This window comes from Flavobacterium piscinae, assembly GCF_004122145.1.
Taxonomy (GTDB): domain Bacteria; phylum Bacteroidota; class Bacteroidia; order Flavobacteriales; family Flavobacteriaceae; genus Flavobacterium; species Flavobacterium piscinae.
Map to the genome: position 1 here is coordinate 45,235 of NZ_SBKQ01000016.1, position 20,594 is coordinate 65,828.

Annotated in this window: 18 protein-coding genes; 8 read left to right on the plus strand and 10 right to left on the minus strand. The window is 35.2% G+C overall.

What is annotated here, in order from left to right:
- Positions 1-14: 14 nt before the first annotated feature.
- The 8 genes from EQG68_RS13755 to EQG68_RS13790 form a co-directional block, all read right to left on the minus strand.
- The gene (locus EQG68_RS13755) at positions 15-743 is read right to left on the minus strand and encodes a LytR/AlgR family response regulator transcription factor (protein ID WP_129465461.1); all 729 of its coding nucleotides are present in this window, start codon (positions 741-743) and stop codon (positions 15-17) included.
- 92 nt (positions 744-835) lie between these two features.
- A complete protein-coding gene (locus EQG68_RS13760) occupies positions 836-1,819 on the minus strand; it encodes a carbon-nitrogen hydrolase family protein (RefSeq protein ID WP_129465462.1) in 984 nt (327 codons plus the stop codon).
- Between the two features lie 97 nt (positions 1,820-1,916).
- The gene (locus EQG68_RS13765) at positions 1,917-2,339 is read right to left on the minus strand and encodes an acyl-CoA thioesterase (protein ID WP_129465463.1); all 423 of its coding nucleotides are present in this window, start codon (positions 2,337-2,339) and stop codon (positions 1,917-1,919) included.
- Positions 2,340-2,342: 3 nt separating this feature from the next.
- Positions 2,343-2,879, minus strand: a complete 537-nt coding sequence (locus tag EQG68_RS13770; protein ID WP_129465464.1) for a hypothetical protein — start codon at positions 2,877-2,879, stop codon at positions 2,343-2,345.
- A gap of 18 nt (positions 2,880-2,897) precedes the next feature.
- The gene (locus EQG68_RS13775) at positions 2,898-4,475 is read right to left on the minus strand and encodes an AMP-binding protein (protein ID WP_129465465.1); all 1,578 of its coding nucleotides are present in this window, start codon (positions 4,473-4,475) and stop codon (positions 2,898-2,900) included.
- Positions 4,476-4,530: 55 nt separating this feature from the next.
- Positions 4,531-6,828, minus strand: a complete 2,298-nt coding sequence (locus EQG68_RS13780; protein ID WP_129465466.1) for an oxidoreductase — start codon at positions 6,826-6,828, stop codon at positions 4,531-4,533.
- A gap of 41 nt (positions 6,829-6,869) precedes the next feature.
- Positions 6,870-7,454: a hypothetical protein gene (locus EQG68_RS13785; RefSeq protein ID WP_129465467.1), complete on the minus strand. Its 585-nt coding sequence runs from the start codon at positions 7,452-7,454 to the stop codon at positions 6,870-6,872.
- A gap of 66 nt (positions 7,455-7,520) precedes the next feature.
- Positions 7,521-8,126 (minus strand): flavin reductase family protein, encoded by a 606-nt coding sequence (locus EQG68_RS13790; RefSeq protein ID WP_129465468.1) that lies wholly within the window; start codon positions 8,124-8,126, stop codon positions 7,521-7,523.
- Between the two features lie 257 nt (positions 8,127-8,383).
- Here EQG68_RS13790 and EQG68_RS13795 point away from each other — a divergent pair, with 257 nt between their 5' ends.
- The 8 genes from EQG68_RS13795 to acs all read left to right on the plus strand — a co-directional run bounded on the left by EQG68_RS13795 (position 8,384) and on the right by acs (position 19,544).
- Positions 8,384-8,803, plus strand: a complete 420-nt coding sequence (locus EQG68_RS13795; RefSeq protein ID WP_129465469.1) for an IS1/IS1595 family N-terminal zinc-binding domain-containing protein — start codon at positions 8,384-8,386, stop codon at positions 8,801-8,803.
- 108 nt (positions 8,804-8,911) lie between these two features.
- Complete coding sequence (locus tag EQG68_RS13800) at positions 8,912-10,126, plus strand: hypothetical protein (protein WP_129465470.1); 1,215 nt, start codon at positions 8,912-8,914, stop codon at positions 10,124-10,126.
- A 26-nt stretch (positions 10,127-10,152) separates the two neighbouring features.
- Positions 10,153-10,413 carry a DUF4212 domain-containing protein gene (locus EQG68_RS13805; protein ID WP_187347468.1) on the plus strand — a complete coding sequence of 87 codons (261 nt, stop codon included), beginning with the start codon at positions 10,153-10,155 and terminating at the stop codon, positions 10,411-10,413.
- Between the two features lie 121 nt (positions 10,414-10,534).
- A complete protein-coding gene (locus EQG68_RS13810; protein ID WP_129465472.1) occupies positions 10,535-12,247 on the plus strand; it encodes a sodium:solute symporter family protein in 1,713 nt (570 codons plus the stop codon).
- 258 nt (positions 12,248-12,505) lie between these two features.
- Complete coding sequence (locus EQG68_RS13820; RefSeq protein WP_129465474.1) at positions 12,506-15,193, plus strand: sensor histidine kinase; 2,688 nt, start codon at positions 12,506-12,508, stop codon at positions 15,191-15,193.
- Between the two features lie 5 nt (positions 15,194-15,198).
- On the plus strand, positions 15,199-15,570 hold the full coding sequence (locus EQG68_RS13825; RefSeq protein WP_129465475.1) for a response regulator transcription factor: 372 nt from the start codon (positions 15,199-15,201) through the stop codon (positions 15,568-15,570).
- A 66-nt stretch (positions 15,571-15,636) separates the two neighbouring features.
- Entirely contained in the window at positions 15,637-17,532 is a 1,896-nt protein-coding gene (locus EQG68_RS13830) for a propionyl-CoA synthetase (protein ID WP_129465476.1), read from the plus strand.
- A gap of 104 nt (positions 17,533-17,636) precedes the next feature.
- Entirely contained in the window at positions 17,637-19,544 is a 1,908-nt protein-coding gene (gene acs / locus EQG68_RS13835) for an acetate--CoA ligase (RefSeq protein ID WP_129465477.1), read from the plus strand.
- A gap of 268 nt (positions 19,545-19,812) precedes the next feature.
- Here acs and EQG68_RS13840 read toward each other — a convergent pair whose 3' ends face one another.
- Both EQG68_RS13840 and EQG68_RS15205 read right to left on the minus strand, forming a co-directional pair.
- Complete coding sequence (locus EQG68_RS13840; RefSeq protein WP_129465478.1) at positions 19,813-20,322, minus strand: hypothetical protein; 510 nt, start codon at positions 20,320-20,322, stop codon at positions 19,813-19,815.
- Positions 20,319-20,594: hypothetical protein (locus tag EQG68_RS15205; protein ID WP_129465479.1), on the minus strand; the 276-nt coding region annotated here is incomplete at its 5' end. The genes EQG68_RS15205 and EQG68_RS13840, both read right to left, overlap by 4 nt.

Genomic DNA, 20,594 nt, shown 5'->3' on the forward strand with positions numbered 1-20,594 from the left:
GTCAACAGTTAAAATTATACCTTTTGTATGTGAAGTAACAATTGTTTTTTTAATTCTGAACTCACCGGAATGGCTTTTTTGGCAATGACCAAATGACTGGTGGCGATTTCGTCAATGTGATGCATGTTGATGATGAACGAGCGATGAATTCGCATGAGGTTTTTGACGTTTAATTTTTCTTCCAAATCTTTTAATGTGCTGACTATTAGGTGTTCTTTGTCTTTACAATGGATTTTACAATAATTGCGTTCGGCTTCGATATATAGGATATCGTTGATATTAACTTTAATCATTTTATCGTGACTTCTGATAAAAATAGAATCGCTCATGACAAAAGTTTCCAGTTCATTGATTTCTGATTTTTTTTCTTCTTGAATGCGTAGAATTGTCAATTCAATAGCGTGTTGTAGGTCTAGTTTTTTAAAAGGTTTAGAGATAAAAGCGTAAGGATTGGTTGTTTTTGCTCGATTGAAATGAGCTTCGTCTGCGTTTGCTGTGAGATAGATAATCGGGATATTGAATTCTTTTTGGATGATATGAGCCAATTCGATACCGTCTAAATCACCTTTTAAATAAATATCGAGCAGTAAAATATCCGGTAAAGTCTGATGAATTTTAGGTAAAACTTCTTCAGCACGAGGAATAACTCCCAATACATCATAGCCAAGATTAGTTAATTGAAGTGCAATATTAGCTCCAATAATCATCTCGTCTTCTACAATAAGAATTTTAATTTTTTCCATTAAGAAAATAATTTATAAATGAAAAACCTTCAATAATAATCTTAAAATTCTAAATGGTAGATGAGAGAGGAATGTAAAAATACTACTTTTTTTTAACTTTTGTTAAAATCTTCGTGATTATCTATAAAAGTAATTTTTCGGGTAGGAGCGGTGTTCACTCGTAAATCGAAAATATCAAATCGGTTATAATGTCCCAAAATATCGTGCATTTGTTTCGGTTGGATGCATTTTTCCAAATCGATGTCGGCATACACAATTCCTTCCTCATCAATCAACGGTTCGCCCACAACCGCTCCATTTGGCTCAATAATTCCTGAGAAAGCGGAACTTTTACGGGTTAGTAATTCTTCGATATTGGGAACATCCGGTTTTAATACCTCCATAATTTCTTTGGAAATAGTAGAACACGAAACAATGGTAAACAATTTCCCTTCAAATGAATGAGCAGCGGCACGGATTTTAATCGCTTCCGCCATGTTGTAATCGGGAGGAGCAACGGGAAGTGAAATATAGTTGGCAATATGAATCAATTCGCCTTGTGATAAAAGTGTAAATCGAGCTAACGTATTCGTGTTTTCGCCACAGGCTAAAGTTCCAATAGGACCAATTTCGGTTTTATACACTTTTAAAGAGGAACCATCACCGCTTGTCCAAGTGAGTTTTTCAGCCCAAGTGGGAACTAACTTTCGGTGTTTTCCGATTAGAGTACCTGTGTTGTCAATAATTAAATTGGTGTTGTAAATTTCGCCATAACTATCCCCACGTTCATTGATTCCGATAACAATATGCATGTTGAAATCTTTCGCCGCTTGGAATATGGGTTTCATAGATTCATCGGTAACGGCCACTGAATTTTTATATAATTGTTCATACCATTTGCTGCCTTGAACAGGTGTCATGATCCAGTTCCAATACGGATATCCGGCCACAAATACTTCCGGGAACGCAATTAATTGAGCACCGTTATCTCTTGCTTCTTTGATGAAGGAAATGGCTTTTACAATGGTCTTATCCACGTTTAAAAAAACGGGGGAGGTTTGGACTGCGGCGGCTTTGAATTTGTGGAATTGAATCATAATTAATATTTTTTTGAACACAGATTTAAGAAATTTTAATAATTTGAATAATTGTATTTTTCTGATTTCTCTAATTTTTCAAATCTGTGTTCCCATTTTATATTTTGAATTTTGAAATTTTCTCCTTCATTTCCTCCGAAAAACCTTCGGCTTTAATTTTCTCTCGGTCTTCGGTGATTTTTACGTTGACAAGAGTCACTTCACCTTCTAAAACGGTTACTTCTTTTTCATTTACGAATTGAAATCCGCACAAAACTGATGCAAAACCAATGTCTTTAACCCACAATTTTTTGGTTAACACTTCTCCCAACCGAGCCGGGTTTTTGAATTGTATTTTCAAATCTACGGTTGGAATACCATTCGTTTCGTGCATTTTGGAAAAAGGCCGGTCAAGTGCTTCTTCAAACCAATCTTCCACTAAATCATTGAGCATTTCTAAAAATCTTGGGTAAAACACAATTCCAGCATAGTCAATGTGTTTGAATTTTATTTTTTCTTGTTTGGTGAAATTAGTGTTCATTTTTTATTCATTAAAATAAGTTATTCCAAATTTTTTAAAAAGTTCTTCTTGACTTAAAGCACATTCTGAAATAAAATTTAAATTTGTAGATGATTTAGTTCTATTACATTCAAAGCAAATCTCAATATAGCCAAAAATCTCATTCTTTTCATTATAAAATATTATCGAATGTCTTGGATTATAGCATTTAGCAATTTCAAAAATTGAAAAACTTTTGCAATTTTCATATAACCCTTTTTTCAAATTATCAATTTGTAATGAATTTAAAATAATTCGATTTTTTAAATATTTTTCTTTAATTTTAATATTATTATTTTCAATATATTTCAAATCAAAATAATCAGGATTATCTTCAACTTCCCATTGATTTCTATCCAAATAAGCTAAAATCTCTATCTTTTTTGTTTGCTCAAAAATCAAGTCAATTTCACTTTTTCCATGAAAATTACAAGAATTCATTACAATAAAAAGAAAGAAAATTGTTGATAAACAACATATCTTTTTTAACAAAATCCATGTCTTGATACTTAATACTTCCATCTTAATACTCAATACTTCCTATTTCAACTTAAACCGCTGTATTTTCCCCGTTTCCGTCTTAGGTAAAGCCTCTGTAAAATAAATCACTCTTGGATATTTATATGGAGCCGCTACTTCTTTGAACCAGTGTTGAATATGATTTTTCATGTTCTCTGTTGCTTTAGCTGAATCTTTCAACACAATATGAGCACAAACCAACATTCCACGTTCAGAATCAGGCAAACCCACTACGGCACATTCTAAAATATCTTCGTGGGTTAAAAGTACGGATTCTACTTCAATTGCTGCAATATTATAACCGGAAGAAATAATCATATCATCGCCACGTGCCACAAACCAGAAATAACCGTCTTCGTCTTGTTTAAAAATATCTCCGGTTATATTCCAACCGTTTTGAACATATTCTTGTTGTTTTTCAGTCCGATTCAAATATTTACAACCGGTGATTCCACGAACGGCTAGTCTGCCTGGTTCGTTTTTTGGAACTTCATTTCCATTGTTATCAATTATTTTTGCTTCATAACCCGTAATGGCTACTCCGGTGGACCCGGGTTTCATGTTGTTTTCATTGGAGGAAATGAAAATATGTAACATTTCAGTCGCCCCAATGCCGTCAATAATTTTTAAACCGGTGGCGTTGTACCAATCCTCCCATATTTTTAAGGGCAAGGTTTCTCCTGCAGAGACACATTTGCGTAAGCTGGAAATATCATAATCCTTGACTTTGGTTGTAATGATTCGCCAAGCCGTTGGAGCGGTGAAACAAATCGTGATGTTATGGTCTTGTATGGCTTGCAATAAAACATCCGGTGTTGGTTTTTCAATTAAAAAGGTGGATGCACCAAAATACAACGGAAACAAAACCAATCCACCCAAACCAAAAGTAAAGCCTATCGGCGGACTTCCGGTAAAAATATCATTTGCAGTAGGTTGTAGCGAATAAGCCGGAAAAGCCTCGCAGATATTTAAAATATCTTTGTGGTAATGAGCCGTCATTTTAGGTAAACCTGTCGTTCCTGATGTAAAACCGATTAATGCCACACTATCTGTTTTGGAGTGAAAATTGTCAAAGGTTTTCGGTTTAGAAGCCATCAATTGCTCTAATTGAGCATTGCCGTAGAAGCACGTTTTTTGCAAAAAAGATGATTTTACCAAATGCATTTCTTCTTCTAATTCTTTATCACACAAGGCAATGGAAATTTCAGCACAATCGATAATAGTGGTCAATTCTTTTGAGCGAAGTAGGGGCATGGTCGCTACTACAATTCCACCTGCTTTTAAGACTGCAAACCAGCAAGCTACCATCATGGGATTATTGGCCGAACGCAACAAAACTCGATTTCCTGATTGTAGTCCTAAATCGTCTATTAAAACATGTGCAATTTGATTCGCTTTTTCATATAAGTCTTGATACGTCCACGTTTCTTCAAAAGTTCGAAGGCAAGGTGCGTTACCATGTCCATTTTGAATGTGTTGATCTAAAAGACGTTCGACACAATTGAGCATTTCGGTTTCATACTTTCCTTGTAAATAGTTCGGTTGCAAGTCAATGCTTGGTAGGGAATTATGGGCGAAGTTGTCGGTGTAGTGTTTCATTTTTGTGAGTTGCTAAGTTGCTGAGAAACTGAGTTGCTGAGATTTTAAATTAATCTTACTTATTACTCTTCGGTTTCAACGCTTTCTTCATTCCTTCCATTTGTTTTCGTTCTGAAGCTTTCAACGGATACAAATGCGAACTTCCCATTTTATATTGAACCGGAATGTCATTCGTTTGCACATTTTCATACGCTTGTGCAGTTCTAACAAAGTTAGCATCCGCCAATAATGGTCGGCCTAACGCCACTAAATCAGCTCTTCCGTTTAAAATGATGGTGTTGACTTGATCAATGTCTTGGATATATCCGGTGGTAATAGTTGGAATATGTACCGTATTCCGAACCAAATCCGAAAAAGGTGTTTGCCACATTCTGCCCATTTGTGGTTGTTGAGGAACTAACGTATTTCCTGTGGAAACGTTGATGATGTCAGCTCCTGCGGATTTGAAAGCATGTGCAATATAGATTACATCTTTTTCAGATATACCATTTTCAGCCCAATCAGAAGCAGAAATTCGAACGGACATAGGTTTGTGTTGCGGAAATACTTTTCGCATTTCAGTAAATACGCGTAAAGGAAATTTGATTCGATTTTCAATACTTCCGCCAAATTCATCAGTTCTTGTATTTGTCAACGGTGATAAAAATGAAGCCAATAAAAACCCGTGATGGGCTTGTAATTCAATTAAATCAAAACCGGTTTGTTCAGCATTTTTAGTAGCTTGAACAAATTCAACCGTAATTTGATTCATGTCATTCATCGTCATTTCCTTCGGCGTTGCCATGTTGGTATGGAAAGGAATAGGAGAGGCGGAAAGTAATTCCCAAGCCTTTTCAATCGGTTCATTTTGTCCTTCCCACGGTTTTATGATAGCTCCTTTTCGACCGGAATGTCCGAGTTGAATACCAATTTTTGTTTGTGTATATTGATGAATAAAATCAGTTATTTTTTTCCACTCAACTATTTGATTTTCATTATAAATACCAGCACAACCTAAAGTGATGCGTCCGGTTGGTGAAACCGCTGTCATTTCAGTTAAAACCAGTCCCACTCCGCCTGTTGCTCGACTTCCGTAATGTACCAAATGCCAGTCGTTGACCAAACCGTTTTCGGCGGAATATTGTCCCATTGGAGCCATGACAATTCGGTTGGAAAGTTCTAAATCTCTTAATTTAAAAGTAGAAAATGCAGCCGATTGATTTTTGTCATTGACATTGTTATTGTCATTGAACTCTTTTAAAACCTTATCCGTAAATGATTTATCTCGAATTTGAAGATTTTCAAACGTTACTTTTTTGGAGCGTGTCATGCAGCCAAACGCAAATTGATAAAATTGATGTTGCATGTGTCGATCCATATTTTCAAACCAATCCAACGAAACTAATGCGGCGTATTGAATCATTTCTACTGTATTTCTGCGGGTTTTATCATACTGAGTAAAAGCAGTCTGAACATCGTTAGGATTCGCAATCACAGCATCAGATAAACCAATGGCAGAATCCATCGCCAATTTTGTTCCTGAACCAATGGAGTAGTGGGCAGTAGCTTTCGCATCGCCTAACATAACGATGTTGTTGTGAAACCATTTTTCATTGGTTACATGCGGAAATTGTCGCCAATGCGATTTATTGGAAATGAGCGGATGTCCGTCCAACTCTTCTTTGAAAATTTCAGCCATTTTTTGAATGGTATCTTCTTCGTTGGTTACTTCGAAACCAAATTTTCGCCACGTTTCATCGCTACATTCAAAAATCCAAGTACTCATGCCTTGTTCGTATTGATAGGTGTGAGCCACGATGGTTCCGAAAGGAGTTGTTCTAAAGAAATAAGTAAAAGCATCCAACGGTTTAGTGGAACCCATCCAAACAAAACGATTCTTTTTAAGTTCAATTTTGGTTCCGAACTCAGAGGTAAATTGCGTTCGAATAGCACTTCCAATTCCGTCACAAGCCACAATAATATCTGAATCGGCAAACTGACTTAAATCATCCACATTTTGTTCAAAGTGAAGATTAACGCCTTCTTCGCGACAACGTTGGTGCAATAATTTCAATAACGTTTTACGCGAACAGCCGCAAAAACCGTTTCCGGAAATGTTTACAGTTTGACCATCACGAGCTATGATAATATCATCCCAATAGGCAAATTCACTGCGAATGAGCTCATACGATTGAATATCCCGCATTAAAAATTCACTTAAAGTTTCATCAGAAAAGACTACACCAAAACCAAAACTATCATCGGGTTTGTTACGTTCGTACACATCGATTTGGCAATGCGGCATTGCTTTTTTGGTTAATATGGAAAAGTAGAGTCCGCCCGGACCGCCACCAATGACTGTAATTTTTTTCATTTTTTGTAAAGTCGCAAAGACGCAACGTTAATTCTTAATTACTAGTTTAATTTATAAATATTAATTACTTCAAATCCTTTTTTTATAGGTTGAAGCAAACTATCTTTCTTATTAATTGAATATTTAGTTGTGAAAATATTTTCAGTTAAAGATTCTAATTCATTTCTATCTAAATATAATGTATCATTGCTAATTCTATAATCTCCTTGATAAGTACAACTAAAGTCTGCTTGATTATATTTTGCAGCAAAACTACCGTTATTATACAATTTTAAAGTTCCACTTTTTGCTGCTGTAGAAATTGTAATTCCATTTAGTTTTTCAGATGTCCAAAATTTATCAGATTCGGTTTCCATTATTAAATAAAAAATAATCAATATTGAAAATGAAATAATTATTGGAATAAAGTCAAATTTTGTCTTATTTTTAATATATCTATAAATTTCATTAATAGATGTGATTAATACGATAAGCATTATTAGAACAAGAATCACAATTGAAATAAGGAAATTCATTAAACCACCACAGTAATCACCAATAGGAATAATTTGTATGAGTAAAAAAACTCCTAAAACAATTAGAATACCATATAAGATGTTTTTTTTCATTCCTAAAATACTAGCCATAAAGCGAAAATTTTATTTGTAAATGTGAATTTTCTCCAATTTTTTTAAATCTGTGTTATTAAGATTTTAAGCTCTTTTAATCGAAAAAAGTTCACCCAATGTACTATAATTCGAACCTGCTAAACGAGCTACGGGTTTATATACATCCAAATTAATGCGGTTGTTTTCCATTAAAATGGAATCGTCAATATGTATTATTTTTATTTTACCAATCACTATACAAGCACCACCACCGTCATTATTATCCATAAAATAATGATGAATCATTTCGCACTCCAAATGAATCGGACTTTCTTTGACGCGTTTGGGCTGAATGAAAACAGAGTCGATAGGCGTGAGGTTGGTTAACTCAAATTCATCTACCTCCGAAGGAACTGCAGCTGAAGTAGCATTCATTTGTTCCACGACATCCATGGTGACCAAATTCACGACAAATTGACCATTTTGCAATACATTATTCAAGGTGTCTTTGTATTGATTATTATCTCTTCGGGTAGAAAACATCACACAAGGAGGGTCACTTGAAACCATGTTAAAATAAGAAAAAGGAGCAAGGTTGTTAATTCCGCTATTATCAATGGTTGAAATCCAGCCAATTGGTCTTGGGATGATTGTTCCGGTTAATAATTTGTATAAAACAGAAGGATCCGTTTCATCCGTTTTGAATTTCATATATTTCGTGTTGTTTCTACAAATTAAAGAAAATCACATGAATATTCGAACATAAAATGGACTAAAAATTCAACCCATTTTAATGAATCGTATGGAAAATGCTATAATTTGTTGTTTTATTGTATTTTTAATTAAATTAAAAAGAATGTAATTTTTATCTAATAAAATTAAGTACTTCATAATTTTTTCTAAAATAAATTACAAAATATACTTTTATTTTGTTGCTAAATTAATATATTTATGCAAAATTTTTATATATGGAGATTTTAGCGTGTCCGAAATGTCAAAATAATCAAATCGTTAAAAGCGGCATCATCAAAGATAGACAGCGGTATTTGTGTAAAAAATGCAATTATTATTTCACGGTCAATAAATTAGGCAAAAAGATAGATAATTATTACGTTACAAAAGCACTTCAGTTGTATTTAGAAGGATTGAGTTACCGTGAAATTGAACGTATCATCGGGGTTTCACATGTAACAGTGAGTAATTGGGTAAAAGAATTTAAAATCAAAAAACCGGCTCATACCGATTATCATCCCACTTACAAGATTTATAATCATTTAGAATTAGTTGAATTCTTAAAAAACAAAGACCAACTCAAAGGTGCCGGGATGATTATTACTGAATTAGGTGATAAATTTATGCTAATAAAATGGGAGCGTTTCAAAGATTAACTATAGTAGTTTACAAAAATATATAACTGAATTTTTTTCTTACTTATAAAATTTCAATTTGGTACTCCGAAAACAAATTATTCTAACCAAAAAAGAAATTTATTATTTATGAAAAAAGTAGTATTATTAATTATGTCAATCTTTTGTTTTTTTGACGCTTTTTCGCAAGGTTCACCTGATTACGGGGGAGGAATGAAATTTAACCTTAATGAAGAAGGTTCAAAATACATGCGAGTTATTGCTTGGGGTCAAATGTGGGGTCAATACAACGACAATTTACCTGAAGATAAAAAAGCAATTGAGTTTTCAACCCGAAGAGCACGGATTTTAACGTATGCTCAAATTACACCCAAATTCTTGGTGTTAACACATTTTGGATTAAATTCATTAAATGCTGACAACATGTCTCCAACTGGAAAGGGGGAAAGTTCGCAACTGTTTTTTCATGATTTTTGGGTGCAGTACAGTTTAGGTAAAAATCATGCCATAGGTTCCGGATTGCATTACTGGAATGGAATTTCTCGTTTAAACAGTCAAGGTACATTAAATTTAATGACGTTAGACAATAATCGTCAATCTTGGTCAACTTTAGGTTTATCCGATCAATTTGCCAGACATCAAGGAGTTTATGTTAAAGGTAGTTTTGGTAAATTTCAATACCGAGTTTCTATAAACGAATCAATGACAAATAGTTTAGATAGTCGTGTGCTTGCTGATAATGTAAACACAACCATTTATGCCGGAAGAAAAGTTTTAGGTTCAAAAGAATCAGGAATGAATTATGCCGGTTATTTTGAATATGGATTTTTTGATGCTGAAAGTAATTTTCTGCCATATAGAGTGGGTTCGTATTTAGGAACTAAAAAAGTTTTTAATATAGGGGCCGGTTTTTTTCTTCATCCAAAAGGAAGTGTTTATAATGATGGTACTTCCAACATTGGGGAAGATGTATCTATTTTTGCTGTTGATGCTTTTTATGACGCACCAATCGGGGATAAAAAGGGGGCAATTACTGCGTATGCCACCTATCAAAATAATAATTATGGTAAAAACTATTTGTTTAATGCCTACGGAACAGGAAGTTTTGTTTATGGTCATGCCGGCTATATGTTTCATTCAGAAAAGTTGACGAAAATACAACCTTATTTATCTTTCGCATCCAATAGTTATGACGCTGTAGATGACAGTCGAAATGTTTTTGGATTGGGAACTAATGTATATTTAAACGGACACAATTCTAAACTTACCTTGGAATATAAAAATGAAAAATTTGGCGAAAGTAAAACGGGTACAATTACGCTTCAAGCCATGGTTTATTTATAATCTAACCTTTAAAAACAAATTTAATTATGAGTAATCAAAACAATGCAACTGCTTATTGGAAAGAGAATTTACGTTACCTTCTCATTCTTTTGGCTATTTGGTTCTTCGTTTCTTATGGAGCAGGAATTCTTTTCAAAGACGCCTTGAACAATATTAAAATCGGAGGTTTTCCTCTCGGATTTTGGTTTGCACAACAAGGATCAATTTACGTGTTTGTAATTTTAATTTTTGTGTACGTTCGATTAATGAATAAACTCGATAAAAAATACGGATACGACGAGGAGTAGTCTTCTGTTGTCGGTTATCAGTTATCGGTTGTTAGTAATAAAGCAACCAAAAAATAATAAATTCAAATAACTCAGCTGCTCAGTTACTTAGTTACTCAGCAACTCTAAAAAAATAAACAAAATGGATGTACAAATTTGGACATATATCATAGTGGGAGTCACCTTTGCTCTCTATATTGGAATTGCAATCTGGTCTAGAGCCGGTTCAACAAAAGAATTTTATGTTGCCGGTGGTGGTGTTTCACCTTTGGCGAACGGTATGGCCACAGCAGCCGATTGGATGTCGGCGGCTTCTTTTATCTCAATGGCAGGTATTATTTCCTTTGCCGGATATGACGGGGCGGTTTACTTGATGGGGTGGACCGGCGGTTATGTTTTATTAGCGTTATTATTAGCTCCTTACCTCAGAAAATTCGGTAAATTTACTGTGCCGGATTTTATTGGTGACCGTTATTACTCTAAAACAGCTCGTTCAGTGGCAGTGTTTTGTGCGTTAATCGTTTCGTTTACCTATGTTGCCGGACAAATGCGTGGAGTAGGCGTAGTATTCTCCAGGTTTTTGGAAGTGGATATCAATACCGGGGTAATTATTGGGATGGTAATCGTTTTGTTCTATGCCGTATTAGGAGGAATGAAAGGAATCACCTATACACAAGTGGCCCAATATTGTGTCTTGATTTTTGCTTTTATGGTTCCGGCCATTTTTATCTCTATACAAATGACAGGCAACCCAATTCCGCAATTAGGAATGGGAGGAACCGTTGCAGATGGTTCAGGAGCGTATCTATTAGATAAATTAAACGGATTGCAAACAGAATTAGGTTTTGATGAATATACCAGTGGCTCGAAATCAATGATTGATGTCTTTGCTATTACCTTAGCTTTAATGGTGGGAACTGCCGGACTGCCACACGTTATTGTTCGTTTCTTCACGGTTAAAAAAGTACGTGACGCACGTAAATCAGCCGGGTGGGCCTTGTTACTAATAGCGATTCTTTATACAACAGCACCAGCTGTGGCGGTTTTTGCTAAAACCAATTTAATTCAAACCGTTAGTGATAAAGAGTATAGTTCTATGCCTCAATGGTTTGTGAATTGGGAAAAGACCGGATTGTTAACGTTCGATGACAAAAATGCCGATGGAAAAATTCAATATGTTGCCGACAAAGAAGCGAATGAATTAAAAATTGATAACGATATTATGGTTTTGGCCAATCCTGAGATTGCTGATTTGCCTAATTGGGTAATTGCCTTAGTAGCAGCCGGAGCATTAGCTGCTGCCTTATCAACAGCTGCCGGATTGTTATTAGTTATTTCTTCTTCTGTTTCACATGATTTGATTAAGAAAATGATTAACCCAAACATTTCAGAAAAAAGTGAATTGTGGGCGGCACGTGGTTCTGCTGCTGTAGCCGTTTGTATTGCCGGATATTTCGGAATCAATCCTCCGGGATTTGTTGCAGCCGTTGTGGCTCTTGCATTTGGTTTAGCTGCAGCCTCCTTTTTTCCGGCGATTATTTTGGGAATTTTTTACAAAAAAATGAATAAAGAAGGTGCCATCAGCGGGATGGTTGTTGGAATGGCATTGATGATTTTTTATATGCTGAAATTTAAATTCGGTATCTTCGATGGAGGAAAAGAAATGGTAGATGCTTTAAAACCGGATTGGTGGTTTGGCATTTCACCGGAAGGTTTCGGAACAGTGGCCATGATCGTGAATTTTATTGTAGCTTTGGTTGTAAACAAATTTACACCAGAACCGCCGCATGATGTACAAGAAATTGTGGAAAACATCCGCATTCCATCCGGAGCCGGTGAAGCGGTTGACCATTAGAATATTATAAAGGTTTCATCACATGCTCTGCTTTTGAATTTCAAGAGCAGAGTTTGTACATAAATTAATCAATGAAAAAAAGGCATCTACAAAAATTTGTAATTTTGAGTTTGTTACTTTGGGTGGCATTTAACTTTCCCATTTTACTGCTATTCAATGATTCTGATGCTATAGTTGGCATACCCATCATCTATTTTTATATTTTTTCTATTTGGACATTGTCGATTATTATTTCATTTTACTTTTTAAAAAAATACAATGAATAGCGGGTATTTATTAGTCATATTATTGCTGTATCTCGGCTTACTTTTCTTTATTGCTCAATGGGCAGAACGAAAAGGAAGTTCGAAATGGACTAATAATCCCTATGTTTATTCGCTTTCTCTGGCAGTTTATTGTACAACTTGGACGTACTACGGAAGTATTGGTGTAGCCGCCAATTCAGGTTTGAATTTTATTCCCATTTATCTCGGTCCGGTAATTGCCTTTCCGGCATGGATACTGATTTTAAGAAAAATAATTCGTATTTCCCGTGTCAATAAAATTTCCAGTATTGCCGATTTTATCTCCCTTCGTTATGGAAATAGCCGTTTTTTGGGTGCATTAGTAACAATCATTTCGTTAATAGCCATTTTGCCTTATGTAGGTTTACAACTTAAAGCTATTTCTGAAACATTTCATATTGTAACCAATTCACCTGAATCGACGAATGTTTTTTTAGATACTTCTACTTATGTTGCGTTAGTATTAGCTCTTTTTGCTTCCTTTTATGGAACGCGTTATGTAGATGCCTCCGAAAAAAGAAAAGGAATTGTAACCGCTGTAGCAATGGAATCAGTGCTTAAATTATTCTTTTTTATAATTTTAGGTTTGTATGTCACTTTTTTTGTGTTTGATGGTTTTGAATCCATTTATGAAAAAGCTTCCTTAATGGAACGTTTTCAGGAAAAAAACACCATAAATGGATTGGAAGGAGGAATGAATTGGATGATGCTCATCATATTGTCATTCTTTTCAATTTTCCTTTTACCAAGACAATTTCACATGTCAATTGTTGAAAACAATCGCGAAAAACACATTCGAACAGCCATTTGGTTATTTCCGCTTTACTTGTTGCTATTTAATGTATTTGTTTACCCGATTGCATGGGGTGGAAATATTCTATTCGAAGGAAAAAATGTTAATCCTGATATGTTTTCGCTTTTGATTCCGCAACTTTTTGACAATACATTCATGACCGTCTTAGTGTTTTTAGGTGGATTTTCAGCTGCGATTTCAATGATTGTGGTTTCATCGATTACACTTTCTACTATGCTGAGTAACAATCTTTTAATTCCATATGGTATATTAGGCTCTCTGCAAAAAGATAATCAGGAAAACAATAGCGAACGAATTGTAAAAATTCGAAGGATAGGTATATTTTTAATGATTATTTTGGCTTTTATCTATTACCGCTACTTTATCATGGATTTTTCGTTGGTATCGGTTGGAATGATTTCGTTTGTCATTGTGGCACAATTAGGTCCTGCCTTTTTTGGAGCTGTCTTTTGGAAGCGAGGTTCTCAAAAAGGTGCTGTTTCCGGAATTATAGTAGGAATGCTTATTTGTTTTTACACCATCATGCTTCCATTTTTATTGAGTTCAATTAATCCCGATAGTAAATTTTTTATAGAGGGATTTTTCGGATATACCATATTACAACCTTTTCAACTTTTTGGATTGGATTATTTGGATCCCATTCCGCACGCACTTTTTTGGAGTTTACTGTTTAATATATTGGTCTATATGATTGTTTCAGTGAGTTTCAAAGCAAATTATCGTGAACGTAATTATGCTGAAATGTTTGTGGATATTGACAAATACATCAACAATCACGAAAATGCTTTTGTTTGGAAAGGAACCGCTTATGTGTCTGATATTCAAAAAGTATTAAAACGTTTTTTAGGAGAAGAACGAACCAATCGTGCTCTTTCTATCTTCAAAATGAAGTATAACATTGCTCCTGATTATTTGATGGCCGATGCACGATTAGTAAAGTTTGCGGAGAACTTACTTACCGGTCACATCGGAACTGCTTCTGCTAAAATACTGATAGAGAGTGTAACCAAAGAGGATAAAATCAGCTTACCCGAAGTCTTAAAAATTTTAGAAGAATCGAAAGAGAATCTTATCATCAACAAAAAATTAACGGAAACTTCCAATGAATTAAAGGAGCTTTCTTCTCAACTAAAAAAAGCAAATCAATCATTACTCTTAAAAGACAAACAAAAAGATGAGTTTTTAGATACCGTTACGCATGAATTACGAACACCAATCACTGCCATTCGTGCTGCGAGCGAGATTTTACATGACGATGATGAAATTCCGGAGGAACTGAAAAAGCAATTTCTTCAAAACATCATCACGGAATCGGATCGATTGAATCGTTTGATTGATAAGATTTTAGATTTAGAAAAATTTGAAACCGGAAAACAGAAAATTTATCCTACGCAGGGAAACATTGTTCAGACCATTTCAAAATCACTTTCGCCTTTACAACAATTGATTTCCAATAAAAATATTCATGTAGAATTTGATGAAAATCAACCGGCTGTTCTGTTCGACTATGATGAAGAACGAATCATCCAAGTAATTACTAACTTAGTTTCCAATGCCATCAAATTTACAAATGAAAAATCCGGCATTATTATCATTACCATTGCCGAAAAAGAGGAAGATTTGAAAGTAAATGTATTCAATAACGGAAAAGGAGTCAATCCCGAGGATTTAGTATCTATTTTTGACAAGTTTTATCAATCCAACAATCAAAATATCAAAAAACCAATCGGAAGTGGTTTAGGATTAGCCATTTGTAAACAAATTATCGAAGCTCATAAAGGCAAGATTTGGGCAGAAAATGTTCAAAATGGCGTAACATTTTCCTTTACTCTTCCTAAAAAAATATAATAAAGATGAAAAAGATATTATTAGTAGATGACGAACCCAACATTATCATGTCGTTGGAATATACCTTCAAAAAGCAAAATTTTGAAGTATTTATCGCTCGTGACGGTCAGGAAGCTCTGGATATTTTGAAAACAGAACAGCCGGATGTAATTATTCTTGACATCATGATGCCCAATGTAGATGGTTATGCTACGATTGAATCCATTAAAAAGAATGAAAAATTAACCCATTGTAAAGTCATTTTTCTCTCAGCCAAAAACAAAGAAAGTGATATTGAAAAAGGAATGCAACTGGGTGCAGATGCCTACATGACCAAACCTTTTTCAATCAAAAAATTGGTGGATCAAGTGAATGAATTACTTGTGTCTAGTGATTAGTCCTTAGTTTTTAGTCCATAGTTATATGTGAAGAATGATTTACACTATTTTAAACAACACAACAAAATGAAATATTTAGAATTTTATCAAAAAAGTCTTGACAATCCGGAAGTATTTTGGAAAGAGCAAGCCGAACATATCCAATGGTATAAAAAACCACAAACTATCTTATCAAAAGACAAAAACGAGTATCCGCTTTGGTATGCCGATGGCGAATTAAACGCTTGCTATTTAGCATTGGATAAACACATTGAAGACGGTTATGGTGAACAAATTGCCATTATTTATGATTCTCCGGTTACACAAACCGTTAAAAAGTATACGTATCACGAAGTGAAATCAGAAGTGGCAAAATTAGCCGGAGGTTTACTGTCGTTAGGGATTAAAAAAGGAGAAACGGCGGTTATTTATATGCCGATGATTCCGCAGGCAGCTTTTGCAATGTTGGCTTGTGCTCGAATTGGTGTAACACATTCTGTTGTTTTTGGCGGATTTGCTCCGCATGAATTAGCCATTCGTATTGACGATTGTAAACCCAAAATTATACTAACTGCTTCCTCCGGTATCGAAGTAGATCGTTTGATAGCCTATAAACCTTTGGTAGACGAAGCTATCGATTTAGCCTCGCATAAACCCAAAAAAGTGGTGGTTTTCAACCGAAAATTAGGAGCTAGAGTTCCGTTTAAAAAATACGATGTGGATTATGATGCGTTGGTTTATGGTTCAGAAGAAGCCGATTGCATTTCGGTGGAATCCACGCATCCCTTATATGTTTTATATACTTCAGGAACAACCGGAAAACCAAAAGGAATTGTCAGAGATACAGGCGGTTATGCAACCGCACTTAAATTTTCAATGCAAAACATTTATGGAGCTCAACCCGGTGAAGTGTTTTGGGCAGCTTCTGATGTGGGTTGGGTAGTTGGGCATAGTTACATTGTTTACGGTCCACTTATCAACAGAAATACAACCGTATTATTTGAGGGAAAACCTATCAAAACACCGGATGCTTCCACTTTTTGGCGAGTGATTGCCGAGCATCAAGTTAAAGTAATGTTTACTGCTCCCACAGCCATTCGTGCCATCAAAAAAGAAGACCCTAATGGGGAATTTATCAAACAATATGATTTATCGTGTTTGCGTACTCAATTCTTAGCAGGGGAACGTTGTGATGTGGCAACATTAGAATGGTATAATCAACATATACCGGTGCCAGCGATAGACCATTGGTGGCAAACCGAATCCGGATGGCCAATGATTGCTAACATGATGGGGGTGGAGTTTCTGCCCATCAAACCGGGTTCAGCCGGAAAAGCTGTAACCGGTTACCATATTCAAATTTTAGGCGAAAATGGGCAAGAATTGAATGCCAATGAAGAAGGATATGTCGCCATTAAATTACCATTACCTCCGGGAACCATGTTGGATTTATGGAACGACAGTGAACGCTTTCATTCCGGTTATTTACAAAAATTTCCGGGTTATTATTTTTCAGGTGATGGCGGATTTAAAGATGACGAAGGCTATATTTTCATTACCGGAAGAGTAGATGACGTTATCAATGTAGCCGGTCATCGCTTGTCAACTGCCGAAATGGAAGAAATTGTAGCTTCACATCCGGCTGTGGCTGAATGTGCCGTCATAGGGGTGAATGATGATCTTCGTGGACAAATTCCTCTTGCGATGGTGGTGGTCAAAACCGGAAATGAAATAGAACATTTTCAATTGGAATATGAAATTGTACATTTAATTCGCGATCAAATCGGAGCTGTGGCATGTTTGCGAAATGTAATGGTAGTGCAACGATTACCCAAAACCCGTTCCGGTAAAATTTTGAGAAAACTATTGCGAAGTATAGTGGATAAAATAGATTTTCAAATTCCATCAACCATTGATGATGAAAATATTATTGACGAAATTCAAGAAGTAATGAATGCTTATTCCTTATCAAAACAAAGATAATCTTACATCATCATATGAACTATATCTTTTTAGCAAAGATACATTGCCTTTGAAAGATAGAATCCGTATTTTTACTAAATATTAATACCTAAAGTTGAAACAATATGAGTTACTATAAAATACATGATTTAGAAAATTATTTTAAAATGTATAAAAAGTCGGTTCGCGAACCCAGAAAATTTTGGGACCGTATTGCCGATGAAAATTTTACTTGGTACCAAAAATGGGACAAAGTGTTTGAATTTGACATGCAAGAAGCAAAATTCAAATGGTTTTTGGATGCCAAAGTAAATATCACTAAAAACTGTATAGACCGTCATTTGGCTCGAAGAGGAGATAAAACAGCTATCATTTTTGAACCGAATAATCCGGATGAAGAGGCTCAACATATTACTTATAATGATTTATATGCCAGGGTAGCCAAAATGGCCAATGTGTTGCGTGAACAAGGCGTCAAAAAAGGGGATAGAGTTTGTATTTATTTACCGATGATACCTGAATTAGCCGTAGCTGTTTTGGCTTGTGCCCGAATAGGAGCCATTCATTCAGTTGTTTTTGCCGGATTTTCAGCATCGGCTGTTTCGGCCAGAATTAACGATAGTGAATGTAAAATGGTTATCACTTCCGATGGCGGTTTTCGCGGTAACAAAACAATCGATTTAAAAGGGATTATTGATGAAGCTTTGGAAAAATCACCCTGTGTGGAAAAAGTGTTGGTGGTAAAAAGAACAAACGAAAAGGTGAATATGAAAGACGGGCGTGATCTATGGTTACAACCACTTTTAGACGAGGCCATACCCAACAATGTAGCAGAAATCATGGATGCAGAAGATCCTTTGTTTATATTATATACTTCCGGCTCAACCGGAAAACCAAAGGGAATGTTACATACCACCGCCGGTTATATGGTTTACACGGCTTATACGTTTAAAAATGTATTCAATTACGAAGAAAATGATGTGTATTGGTGTACCGCTGATATTGGTTGGATAACCGGACATTCTTACATTTTATATGGACCATTATTAAACGGAGCAACGACGGTTATTTTTGAAGGCGTTCCTTCTTATCCGGATTTCAGTCGTTTTTGGGAAGTGATTGAAAAACATAAAATTACTCAATTTTATACTGCTCCAACAGCCATTCGAGCCTTAGCTAAAGAAAGTTTGGATTATGTGCAACGTTTTCCTTTAAAATCATTAAAAGTGATTGGTTCGGTGGGTGAACCCATAAATGAAGAAGCCTGGCACTGGTACAATGACCACGTAGGAGGGAAGCGTTGTCCATTAGTGGATACCTGGTGGCAAACAGAAACGGGTGGCATCATGATTTCACCCCTTCCATTTGTTACACCGACAAAACCCACGTATGCTTCACTACCATTACCCGGAATTCAACCTGTTTTAATGGATGAATTACGAAATGAAATCGATGGCAATCAAGTCACCGGAAGTTTATGTATCAAATTTCCATGGCCATCGATGGCACGAACGATTTGGGGTGATCATCAACGGTACAAAGAAACCTATTTTTCAGCCTTTCCCGGAAAATACTTCACTGGTGATGGAGCGTTACGCGATGAAGTAGGATATTACCGAATTACCGGTAGAGTGGATGATGTGATTATCGTTTCCGGTCATAATTTAGGAACGGCTCCAATCGAAGATTCCATCAACGAACATCCGGCTGTGGCTGAAAGTGCTATCGTTGGTTTCCCACACGATGTAAAAGGGAACGCGTTGTATGGTTTTGTGATTTTAAAAGAAACCGGCGAAAGCAGAAATCAAGATAATTTACGCAAAGAAATCAACCAACAAATTTCCGATCAAATCGGACCGATTGCCAAATTGGATAAGATTCAGTTTGTCTCCGGTTTGCCAAAAACAAGAAGCGGGAAAATCATGCGTCGCATTTTGAGAAAAATAGCCGAAGGAGATTATTCCAATTTTGGCGATATAACAACGTTATTGAATCCTGAAATTGTTGAAGAAATTAAGGAAGGGAAAATATAATTTTAAAATGTATCTATTTTAAGTTGCTAATTATTCAAATTTACTGATATCTTTTTTGAATGAAATGAGTTAGAGTAATTAAAAAGAAGGAACATTATAATTAACTATGTTTTAGGATTATTATGAGCTTCTTTTTTTGAAAACCATCAACTTCTATCCAAAAATAAACCTCGCTTAAAAATGATTAAACGAGGTTTTTTTTATAATTATTTTGAAAATTTAGTTTTTTGAAAGGGTTGTGCTACGGTTACCGTTGTTAGTGGTAGTATTAATTTTTCAATCCTTCTTCACAACGTTTGCGAAGATTTTTTAAACGTGAATAATAAACGTCAAATTCAACTCCACAACTGAAAGAAGGTTTCTTCATCTTGTCAATGATGTTTAAATATTTTTCCGCAGTTTTAAATTCCTTTTCTTTAATTGCATACCAAGTCAACTTCATGTAAGATTCTCTAATGTAATAGAGCCAATTATTATCATTAATTTGAATGACTTCAATGAAACATTTTTTTGCATCTTCATTATTTTGTGAATACAGACCTTTTGAATATATATATACTTTTCGCTTTTCAGAATTTGGAAAGTGTTTTACTAATTCAGAATAACAATCGTAAGCTTTTTGTATATATTTTAAAGAGTCAGCTTCAAAACATTTTTCATAGTATTCTTCTACGGCTTTTTCTGCTTTTTCATAAAGCTCTGTTTCAGAAATTTCCTTTGTTTGAGCGTTACCCAAATTAAAAAATACAAAGACTAATATAAATATGATTCGTTTCATGTACAGGGTTTCAAAATATTGCCATAACGGTTTGCGGCTACCCGAAGGGCGGGATTTTTACCACTAAAGCTCATTCGGAGAAATGAACTTTCAGCTTGCACAAATGTGTCTACGAAGCACAAAACCCCGCCTTTTGGGTAGAAGCTGTGTGTGCCCTGCATCCGCAGGACACACCCCGAAAGCTTTTCAAATAGTTCAAAAATACAAATTTGGATTACAAAAACTAATTCTCGGGGTGTTATTTTTCTAGAGGGTGCGAGTCCCTTAACCGC